The sequence below is a fragment of the Actinomadura rubrobrunea NBRC 15275 genome (assembly GCF_001552235.1).
Classification (GTDB): domain Bacteria; phylum Actinomycetota; class Actinomycetes; order Streptosporangiales; family Streptosporangiaceae; genus Spirillospora; species Spirillospora viridilutea.
Map to the genome: position 1 here is coordinate 18,508 of NZ_BCQU01000084.1, position 9,678 is coordinate 28,185.

Genomic DNA, 9,678 nt, shown 5'->3' on the forward strand with positions numbered 1-9,678 from the left:
GGGAGGGCGCCCAGGCCGTGCGGCCCGACGACGACGAGAGGGAGACGGGTGTCCGACACACCGGTGCAGACGTCGGCAACCGTTTTGACGGTCCGCCAGGTGGGCGACTACCACGCGCTGACGGCGGTGGCCCCCGGGGTCGCGGAGCGGTTCCGGCCGGGGCAGTTCGTGGCGCTCGCGGTGGGCGGCGAGCACACGAGCCGGCTCGTGCGCCGGTGCCTGGCCGTGCACGAGGTCAAGTCCGACTACGGCGGGACGGTGGAGATGGTGTTCGCCGTCCGCGAGCCGGGCACCCGCTGGCTGGCCGGGCTGCGCTCGCGCGACCGGCTCGACGTGGTGGGGCCGCTCGGCCGCCCGTTCCGGCTGCCCCGCGACCCGGTCGGCTGCCTGCTGGTGGGCGGCGGGCCGGGCGCGGCCGGGCTGTTCGCGCTGGCCGACACGCTGCGCCGGCGCGGCTGCCAGGTGCACTTCGTGCTGGCGGGGGCCACGTCGCGGCAGGTGTTCGGGTCGCGGATGGCGCAGCGCATCGGCGACAGCGCCACCGTCGTCACCGAGGACGGCTCGCTGGGGGAGAAGGCCACGCTGCGCGAGGCGCTGCCCCGCGTGCTGGAGGAGACCGGCTCCGACGTCGTCTACGGCTGCGGACCCACGTCCCTGCTGCGCACGGTGGCGCGCATCGCCGCGGACTTCGGCGTGCCGTCCCAGGTGTCGGTGGAGGAGTTCCTGCAGGAGACCGGGGCGTGCGGCATCGGCGTGTGCATGACGTGCGTGCTGCCGTTCCACGGGGATGACGGCGTGACCCGCATGGTGCGCGCCTGCGCCGAGGGCCCGGTGCTGCGCGGCGACCGGGTCCGCTGGGGCGACCTGGGCACCATCCCGTTCGACGCCTTGGGCGCCCCCCGCGTCCTGCACGTCGCCGACCGCGCGCGCGAGGAGGCCCAGTGACAAGGGAGCCGGAAAGGCGCGGCGGCGCCTGGAGCGACCAGCGAGGCGCGGGGAAGGCGTCGGACAGGATGTCGGACAGGATGTCGGACAGGATGCGGACGCGGCTGGGGGATCTGGAGCTGCCGAATCCCATCCTGACGGCGTCCGGCTGCGGCGGGACGGGACGGGAGCTGGCGCAGTTCACCGACCTGTCGCGGCTGGGCGCGTTCGTGACGACGTCGGTGATGGCGCAGCCGCGGGCGGGGCGGCCCACGCCGCGGATGGTCGAGACGCCGGCCGGGCTGCTGACCGCCATGGGCCTGCCGGGCCCGGGCATCGACACGTTCCTCGAACGGGACCTGCCGTGGCTGACCGAGCAGGGCGTGCGGACGATCGTGTCGCTGGCGGGCAACACCGTCGAGGAGTTCGGCGAGCTGGCCCGGCGGCTGCGCGGCGTGCCCGGCGTCGCGGCGATCGAGGTGAACGTGGCCTGCCCCAACGTCGAGGACCGCGGCCGGATGTTCGCCTGGCATCCGCGCGCGTCGGCCGCCGTGGTGCGGGCGGTGCGCGCCAACAGCCGGGTGCCGGTGATCGCCAAGCTCGCGCCGGACGTCACCGACATCGTCACCATCGCGCTGGCCTGCGTGGACGCGGGGGCCGACGCGCTGACCCTGATCAACACGATGGTCGGCATGGCCATCGACACCGACACGCTGCGTCCCGCGCTGGCGGGCGTGTCGGGCGGCCTGTCCGGGCCGGCCGTGCGGCCCGTGGCCGTGCGCTGCGTCTACCAGGTGCACGCCGCGCTGCCCACCACGCCCATCATCGGCGTGGGGGGCGTGGCCACCGGGCTGGACGCGCTGGAGTTCGTGCTGGCCGGGGCCTCGGCGGTCGCGGTGGGCACCACCTTGTTCCACGACCCGTCCGCGGGCACGCGCATCCTGCGCGAGCTGGAGGACGCCTTGGCGGCGCGCCGCCTCACGCTGGCGGACGCCGTGGGGCTGGCCCACAAGCCCGCCGGGTACGTCCCGCCCCAGGTCCGCCCCGAGGAGCCCGTGCCCGGGGAGACGAAGGAGAATCTGCCGTGACCGCTGCCCCCGCCCCCATCGCCGTGGCGCTGGACGCCCCCGACCTGGAGACGGCCGCTCGGTGGGCCGGCCTGGTCGCTCCGCATGTCAGCACCGTCAAGGTGGGCCTCGAGCTGTACCTGCGGTACGGGCCGGACGCGGTCGCCCGCGTGCGGGAGGCGGGCGGCGCTCAGGTGTTCCTGGACCTGAAGCTGCACGACATCCCCGCCACGGTCGCGGGGGCGGCGCGCTCGGTGGCACGGCTCGAGCCGGCGTTCCTCACGGTGCACGCCGCGGGCGGCCCGGCCATGATCCGCGCCGCCGTGGACGCCGCGCCGGGCGCCAGGATCGCGGCGGTGACGGTGCTCACGTCCCTGCGCGAGGAGGATCTGGCCCGCATCGGCCTGGAGGGGCCCGCGCACGACGCCGTACGGCGGCTGGCCGCTCTCGCGGTGGAGGCGGGCGCTCAGGCGCTCGTCTGCTCCCCTCAGGAGGCCGCTGCGGTGCGCGCGGAGGTCGGGCCCGGCGTCACCCTCATCACGCCTGGTGTGCGGCCCGCGGGGGCCGCCGCGCAGGACCAGGCGCGCGTCGCCACGCCCGAGGAGGCGCTGGCGGCGGGGGCCGACCTGCTGGTGATCGGACGGCCCATCACGGGCGCCGCCGATCCCGGGACGGCCGCCGCGGACATCGCCGCGGCGCTGCGCCGCACTCCCGCCGGGGGGCCCGCCGCTTCGGCGGGGTCCTGAACGGGCCCCCTCGAGCGTCCCGAGAACGTCCGACGCCGCGATCCGACCCCTGAACGGGACGCGGGGCCGGCGGGGTCCGCCGGCGCGTGGACGTCCCACTCGATTGCCTGCCCAGGGAGTTTTTGGACATTTCGGGCGAGTGATTGCGGTCACTTCTGTCGGCCTGTTTTCCGGGAAACGGCGGACCGCAGGAAAATGTGACACGGATCACCTGAGAGAGTCTTCGTCGTCCGCCGGAAACGCGGCCGTCGGCGCGTGGCTAGTTCGAAAGCCCTAGCGATCAGGGTGACAAGTGACACAAATGGGGCGTTGTCGGGGGATTTTTGACGATCTTGCGAAAGCCGCTGATGGGGCGGGGGTGGCGCGGAGGGAGGCTCCGAGTGTGTACACTCCGTATTCAGGACGCCTCAGGGAGTGATTTTCGTGATTTTGTGGCGGGCCAAACGGCACTTCACGTTGCTTTATAGGGCGTGAACTCGCTAGTTTCCCAACCCGTCCGACTCCGTCGAGTGAAACCTGAGGTGACCCGGCGTGGCTCTTCCGCCCCTAACCCCCGAACAGCGCGCCGCAGCCCTGGAGAAGGCTGCCAAGGCCCGCAAGGAGCGGGCCGAGGTCAAGAACAAGCTGAAGCACGGGGGAATCTCGCTTGCCGAGGTCCTCAAGGAGGGGCAGACCGACGACGTCATCGGGAAGATGAAGGTGTCGGCCCTCCTCGAGTCCCTGCCCGGCGTGGGCAAGGTCCGTGCGAAGCAGATCATGGAGCGCCTGGGCATCGCCGAGTCCCGCCGCGTGCGGGGTCTCGGCGCCAACCAGCGCGCCTCCCTGGAGCGTGAGTTCGGCGGCGGTGGAAACCGCTGACGAGCGACGCGCGGGCGGGCGCGACGGCGCGACCGTCGCGGCCGGGTCCGGCGCGTCCGACGGCAGGCCCCCCGGCACGTCCGGCGGCGCGTCCGACTCCGGCTCCATCCCGCCCGGCCCCGGCGCACCCATCGCTGCGCCGGGCGACTCTCCCTCGTCGCAGGGCTCCAGGCCGCGGCGGCTGACGGTCCTGTCCGGGCCGTCGGGCGTCGGCAAGAGCACGGTCGTCGCCGAGATCCGGCGGGCCCATCCCGAGGTGTGGCTGTCGGTCTCGGTGACCACCCGGCCGCCCCGGCCGGGTGAGACCCACGGGGTGCAGTACTACTTCGTCGACGACGCCGGCTTCGACCGGCTCGTCGCCGAAGGGGAGCTGCTCGAATGGGCCGAGTTCGCGGGCAACCGCTACGGCACCCCGAGGCGTCCGGTCGAGGAACGGCTGGCCGCCGGGCAGCCCGTGCTGCTGGAGATCGATCTGCAGGGGGCGCGCCAGGTCCGGCAGGCGATGCCCGAGTCGCTGCTGGTGTTCCTGGCGCCGCCCTCGTGGGAAGAGCTGGTCCGCCGCCTGGTCGGCCGCGGCACCGAGCCCGCGGACGTGATCGAGCGGCGGCTGGCGGCGGCGCGGGTGGAACTGGCCGCCGAGAAGGAGTTCGACGTGACGCTGGTCAACACGTCCGTCCAGGACGTGTGCCGCGAACTGCTAACCTTGATGGCCGTTCGTCCATAGCCACGTCTAGGGGAAGGCCACAGAGTGGCAGCCAGTTCCGAGGGCATCACCAACCCGTCGATCGACGAGCTCCTCGAGGTCGTCGACACCAAGTACGGCCTGGTCACGATCGCCGCCAAGCGCGCCCGGCAGATCAACGCCTACTACGCGCAGCTCGGCGAGGGCCTGCTGGAGTACGTGGGCCCGCTCGTGGAGACCCAGGTGCAGGAGAAGCCGCTCTCGATCGCGCTGCGCGAGGTGCGCGAGGGCCTGCTGCACGCCGAGCCGATCGACGGCTGAGACGCCCGGACCGCACAACCGAGCCATGACCGATCCCAGGCCGCGCGTCGTGCTCGGCGTCGGCGCCGGCATCGCCGCGTACAAGGCGTGCGAGCTGCTGCGGCGGCTCACGGAGTCCGGACACGACGTGCGCGTGGTGCCGACCGCCGACGCGTTGCGCTTCGTCGGCGCCGCGACCTGGGAGGCGCTGTCGGGCCACCCGGTGTCGTCCCAGGTGTGGGACGACGTCGACCAGGTGGCGCACGTCCGCCTGGGCAAGGAGGCGGACCTGGTCTTCGTCGCCCCGGCCACCGCCGACCTGCTCGCGCGGGCCGCGCACGGCCGGGCCGACGACCTGCTCACCGCCACCCTGCTGACCGCGCGGTGCCCGGTGGTGTTCGCGCCCGCCATGCACACCGAGATGTGGGAGCATCCGGCGACCCAGGACAACGTGGCCCTGCTGCGCTCCCGCGGCGCGATCGTGGTGGAGCCCGCGACGGGACGGCTGACCGGCGCCGACACCGGGCCGGGGCGGCTGCCCGAGCCGGCCGAGCTGTTCGAGGTGGCCCGGCGGGCGCTGAGACGCGGTCGGAGGGCGCCCGACCTCGCGGGCCGGCACGTGGTGATCTCGGCGGGCGGGACGCGCGAGGCGATCGACCCGGTGCGGTTCATCGGCAACCGCTCCTCCGGCCTGCAGGGGTACGCCCTGGCCCGCACGGCCGTGGCGCGCGGCGCCCGGGTGACCGTGGTCGCGGCGAACGTCGCCCTGCCCGATCCGGCGGGGGCGCGCGTGGTGCGCGTGGAGTCGGCCGCGCAGATGCGCGCGGCGGTGCTGGAGGCCGCCGCGGACGCCGACGCGGTCGTCATGGCGGCCGCCGTCGCCGACTTCCGCCCCGCCGACTACCGCGACTCCAAGATCAAGAAGGTGCCGGGGGCGGAGCCCGAGCCGATCGCGCTGGTCAAGAATCCCGACATCCTGGCCGAGCTGAGCGCCCGGCCGCGCGGCGACCAGGTGGTCGTGGGGTTCGCCGCCGAGACCGACGACGTGCTGGCCGCGGGCCGCGAGAAGCTCGCCCGCAAGGGCTGCGACCTGCTGGTGGTCAACGAGGTCGGCGCCGACCTGGCGTTCGGGCGCCCGGACAACGCCGCGGTCGTCCTGACGGCCGACGGCGCCGAGACCCCGGTGCCGCGCGGCCCGAAGGAGGATCTGGCCGACGTGGTGTGGGACCTGGTGGTCGAGCGGCTCGAACCGCGCCCGGCCACCCCTTGATCGCCTCGGGGCGCGTTCCGTATGGCCTGATCTTGCCATCCGTGGCCGGATTAGGCATTTGTTCGGTGGTGTCGTCGTACCGTGGCGAGGAATCATTGTCGCTAGACTTCCTCGGACACGGTCGTCGCCACGGTGCGGGACCCGTGTCCCGCCGAGTCCACAATCCGTTCTGCGACATCAGTCAGCAGCCGCTGCAAGGAGTTCACGTACGTGTCTCGCCGCCTGTTCACCTCCGAGTCCGTCACCGAGGGGCACCCGGACAAGATCGCGGACCAGATCAGCGACGCGATTCTCGACGCCATGCTCAAGGACGACCCGAAGAGCCGGGTCGCCGTCGAGACCATGATCACCACGGGGCAGGTGCATGTCGCCGGTGAGGTGACCACCGAGACCTACGTGGACATCCCGGGCGTGATCCGGGAGAAGATCCTGGAAATCGGCTACGACTCGTCGAAGAAGGGTTTCGACGGCCACTCCTGCGGCGTTTCGGTGTCCATCGGCGCCCAGTCGCCCGACATCGCCCAGGGCGTCGACGACGCCTACGAGACCCGCGAGGGCGAGGGCACGGACGAGCTCGACCGGCAGGGCGCCGGCGACCAGGGCCTGATGTTCGGCTACGCCACCAACGAGACCCCCGAGCTGATGCCGCTGCCGATCACCCTGGCGCACCGGCTGGCGCAGCGGCTGGCGCAGGTCCGCAAGCAGGGCGTGGTGCCCTACCTGCGGCCGGACGGCAAGACGCAGGTGACCATCGAGTACGAGGGCGACCGCGCGGTGCGCCTGGACACCGTGGTCGTCTCCAGCCAGCACGCCCCGGACATCGACCTCAAGACGCTGCTGACCCCGGACATCAAGGAGCACGTGGTCGACCCGGTGCTGGCCGAGTTCGACCTGGAGTCCGACGGATACCGGCTGCTGGTCAACCCCACCGGCCGGTTCGAGATCGGCGGTCCGATGGGCGACGCCGGGCTGACCGGCCGCAAGATCATCGTGGACACCTACGGCGGCATGGCGCGGCACGGCGGCGGCGCGTTCTCCGGCAAGGACCCCTCCAAGGTGGACCGCTCGGCCGCGTACGCCATGCGCTGGGTGGCCAAGAACATCGTGGCCGCCGGCCTGGCCGACCGCGCCGAGGTGCAGGTCGCCTACGCCATCGGCAAGGCGCACCCGGTCGGCGTGTTCGTGGAGACCTTCGGCACCGAGAAGCTGCCGGTCACCAAGATCCAGGCCGCCGTCCTGGAGGTGTTCGACCTGCGTCCGGCCGCCATCGTCCGCGACCTGGACCTGCTGCGGCCGATCTACCAGCAGACGGCCGCCTACGGCCACTTCGGCCGCCCCGAGCCCGACTTCTCCTGGGAGCGCACCGACCGGGCCAAGGAGCTGGCCGCGGCCGCCGGCCTGTGACCTCCCCGGTGTGACAGACGGCGAAGGCCCTGCGGAGGCGCCCTCCGCAGGGCCTTCGGCGTTCACGGGGCGCCGCTAGCAGGCGGCGCCGCGGGGGAGCCGGTAACGGGCCCTGATGGTGTAGCGGCCGGGCCGCGTGGTGTGGAGGCGGGTGAAGTCGCCGTCGCGGGACAGGCAGGCGCCGTCGGGGCCCTGCACGGCGAGCCAGGGCGACCAGAAGACCCGGACGAGCGGCGACGCCCCGCCCCGAGGGACGTCCAGCACGAGGCGGTCGGCGGTGATGCGCACGACCGCGGCGGGCGGGTCGGCCAGGGGCTGCGGGTCGACGACGGTGAACAGCCGCCAGTGCTCGTCGCGCCAGACCTCGCGCAGCCAGGGCTGGCCCTCGCGGATCAGCTCGGCCTCCCTCTCGGCGGACCAGTCGGTCTCCACCTCCGGCAGCACGACGTAGCGCACGCCCCACCGCAGCAGCCACGCGCGGTACGCGGCCGGGGTGAGCGTGCCGTCGTAGAACAGCGCGTTGCGGTCGGCGTCGACCTGCCGGTTCCAGCCGCGGGCGAGCACCACGCGGCGGCCGAGCCCGGACGCCTCCCAGTGCGAGCGCAGCGGGACGACCTCGACCCGGCCGCGATCGGCGCCGCGCCGCAGCAGCTCGGCGACCAGCTCGTCCGAGTGGCGGGCCGCCGCCATGGCGGGCCTGGTGTGGATCAGGTCGTCGACGGGCTTGACCACCTGCCACACGGCGGTGACGGCGAACGCGGCGCCCAGCACGGCCAGTCGGCGCCGGTCGCGGACGACGGCCATGGCGCACAGCAGCAGCACGCCGCCGAACATCAGCGCCAGCCGCTCCACGTTGCTGCCGACGGGGGAGGGGATCAGGAAGGTCAGCACGATCCCGACCAGGTAGACGGCGGCGCCCGCGCGGACGGTGCGCCACCGGCGAGGGGCGCACAGCACGATCGCGACGACGCTGGCGAGCGTCGGCAGCACCACGGTGGTGAAGGAGATCGGCTGCACGCCCTTGAACGGGAACAGCAGCGTGGTGGCGCCCACCACCAGCGGCGGCCCGGCGGCCAGGGCGCACCCGTCGAGGCGCCGTCCGGTCAGGAACAGGGCCGCGGCGAGCACCATGACGAACAGGCCGGCCACCGGGCTGGCGAGCGTGGTGAGCACCGTCAGGCCCGTCAACGCGGCGCCGCGGGTCAGGGCGGTGCCGCGCCGGGAGAACGCCACGACGGCGGCGATCAGCGCGACGAACAGGCCGAGCCCGAACGTCACCCGCCCGGCGGCGGCGTTGCACGACAGCGAGAACGCCGCCCACAGCGCCGCGGGCAGCGTCAGCGGCGCCTTGAACCGGACGAGCAGGTACGCGGTCAGCGTGGCCGACAGCGTGCCGGTGATGCAGGCGACGGTGCGGATGCCCGCCCAGGCCATCAGGTACGGCGACAGCACGCTGTAGGAGGGCGGGTGCATGCCGCCGTACCAGAACAGGCTGTAGGGGGAGTCGGGGTGGTGGCGGGCGAAGTAGGTCCAGGCGTTCTGCGCCGCCAGGTCGCCGCCCTCGGCCGCAAGGAACAGCGCCCAGACGAGGTGCAGCGCCGCCGCCAGGAGCGTGGCGGCGGTGACGGGGTTGCGCGGGTCCGCCCAGCGGCGCCACCGCCCGGCCGGGGCGGAGGCGGGGAGCCGCCGCGGGCGCGGCGGTCGCTCGCTGAGCCGGGTGAGGTCGGACGCGGTGGTCACCGCGACATATGAGGCGTAGGGAACGCTTGGGACATCGGGCAATGATCCAATGAATGCGGCGAGAGTGACAAACCGTCCGCCGCGCCCGGCGCCCGCCGCGGCGTCGACCTGATCCGGCGTCGACCTGATCCGGCGTCGACCCGATCCGGCGTCGGCCCGATCTGGTAGGACGGTGGGCGTGCGCGACGACGACGGCGGAGCGGGGCTGATCCCGGGGCTGGACGAGGTCCCCCGGGCGGCCGCCGAGCGTCCCGCCCGCCCGGGCAAGCGCGGAAGGGCGGCCGCGCGGAAGGGCGCCCTGACGCCCGCCGACACGCTTCCGGTCGCGCGGGTCGCCGTCGACGTTCCGCTGGCCCATCTCGACCGCCCGTTCGACTACCTGGTGCCCGCCCGGCTCGACGAGCAGGCGGTGCCCGGGTGCCGGGTGCGCGTCCGGTTCGCCGGCCAGCTGGTGGACGGGCTGCTGCTCGAACGGGTCGCCGAGAGCGCCCACGAGGGCAGGCTGGCGTACCTGGAGCGGGTCGTCTCGCCGGAGCCGGTGCTGACCCCGCAGGTGGCGGCGCTGGCCCGCGAGGTCGCCGACCGGTACGCGGGCACGCTCGCCGACGTGCTGCGCCTGGCGATCCCTCCGCGGCACGCCCGGGTGGAGGCCGAGACGCCGCCCGCCGCGCCCGCGGCCCCCGCGGG

The 9,678-nt window shown here is 73.9% G+C and carries 10 protein-coding genes; 9 read left to right on the plus strand and 1 reads right to left on the minus strand.

What is annotated here, in order from left to right; all coding sequences use genetic code 11:
• The first annotated feature begins 48 nt into the window (after nt 1–48).
• From AR3_RS22650 to metK, 8 genes are all read left to right on the plus strand, one after another.
• Entirely contained in the window at nt 49–945 is an 897-nt protein-coding gene (locus AR3_RS22650) for a dihydroorotate dehydrogenase electron transfer subunit (RefSeq protein ID WP_067916587.1), read from the plus strand.
• Nucleotides 946–1,025: 80 nt separating this feature from the next.
• Complete coding sequence (locus AR3_RS22655; protein WP_067916589.1) at nt 1,026–2,012, plus strand: dihydroorotate dehydrogenase; 987 nt, start codon at nt 1,026–1,028, stop codon at nt 2,010–2,012.
• Complete coding sequence (gene pyrF, locus AR3_RS22660) at nt 2,009–2,737, plus strand: orotidine-5'-phosphate decarboxylase (protein WP_067916590.1); 729 nt, start codon at nt 2,009–2,011, stop codon at nt 2,735–2,737. Before AR3_RS22655 ends, pyrF begins: the two co-directional genes overlap by 4 nt.
• Before the next feature lie 531 nt (nt 2,738–3,268).
• Nucleotides 3,269–3,595 carry an integration host factor, actinobacterial type gene (gene mihF, locus AR3_RS22665; protein ID WP_067916591.1) on the plus strand — a complete coding sequence of 109 codons (327 nt, stop codon included), beginning with the start codon at nt 3,269–3,271 and terminating at the stop codon, nt 3,593–3,595.
• A 130-nt stretch (nt 3,596–3,725) separates the two neighbouring features.
• Entirely contained in the window at nt 3,726–4,319 is a 594-nt protein-coding gene (gmk, locus tag AR3_RS22670) for a guanylate kinase (RefSeq protein ID WP_067916599.1), read from the plus strand.
• 24 nt (nt 4,320–4,343) lie between these two features.
• Nucleotides 4,344–4,598: a DNA-directed RNA polymerase subunit omega gene (gene rpoZ / locus AR3_RS22675; protein ID WP_067916592.1), complete on the plus strand. Its 255-nt coding sequence runs from the start codon at nt 4,344–4,346 to the stop codon at nt 4,596–4,598.
• Between the two features lie 25 nt (nt 4,599–4,623).
• On the plus strand, nt 4,624–5,847 hold the full coding sequence (gene coaBC / locus AR3_RS22680) for a bifunctional phosphopantothenoylcysteine decarboxylase/phosphopantothenate--cysteine ligase CoaBC (RefSeq protein ID WP_067916593.1): 1,224 nt from the start codon (nt 4,624–4,626) through the stop codon (nt 5,845–5,847).
• A 210-nt stretch (nt 5,848–6,057) separates the two neighbouring features.
• Nucleotides 6,058–7,251 carry a methionine adenosyltransferase gene (metK, locus tag AR3_RS22685; RefSeq protein ID WP_067916595.1) on the plus strand — a complete coding sequence of 398 codons (1,194 nt, stop codon included), beginning with the start codon at nt 6,058–6,060 and terminating at the stop codon, nt 7,249–7,251.
• A gap of 75 nt (nt 7,252–7,326) precedes the next feature.
• On the opposite strand, the gene AR3_RS22690 is transcribed toward metK, so the two are convergent.
• The gene (locus AR3_RS22690) at nt 7,327–8,991 is read right to left on the minus strand and encodes a DUF8823 domain-containing protein (RefSeq protein ID WP_227023012.1); all 1,665 of its coding nucleotides are present in this window, start codon (nt 8,989–8,991) and stop codon (nt 7,327–7,329) included.
• Nucleotides 8,992–9,169: 178 nt separating this feature from the next.
• Between AR3_RS22690 and AR3_RS22695 the strand changes: the two genes are divergently transcribed.
• Nucleotides 9,170–9,678: primosomal protein N' family DNA-binding protein (locus AR3_RS22695; RefSeq protein ID WP_451916696.1), on the plus strand; the 509-nt coding region annotated here is incomplete at its 3' end.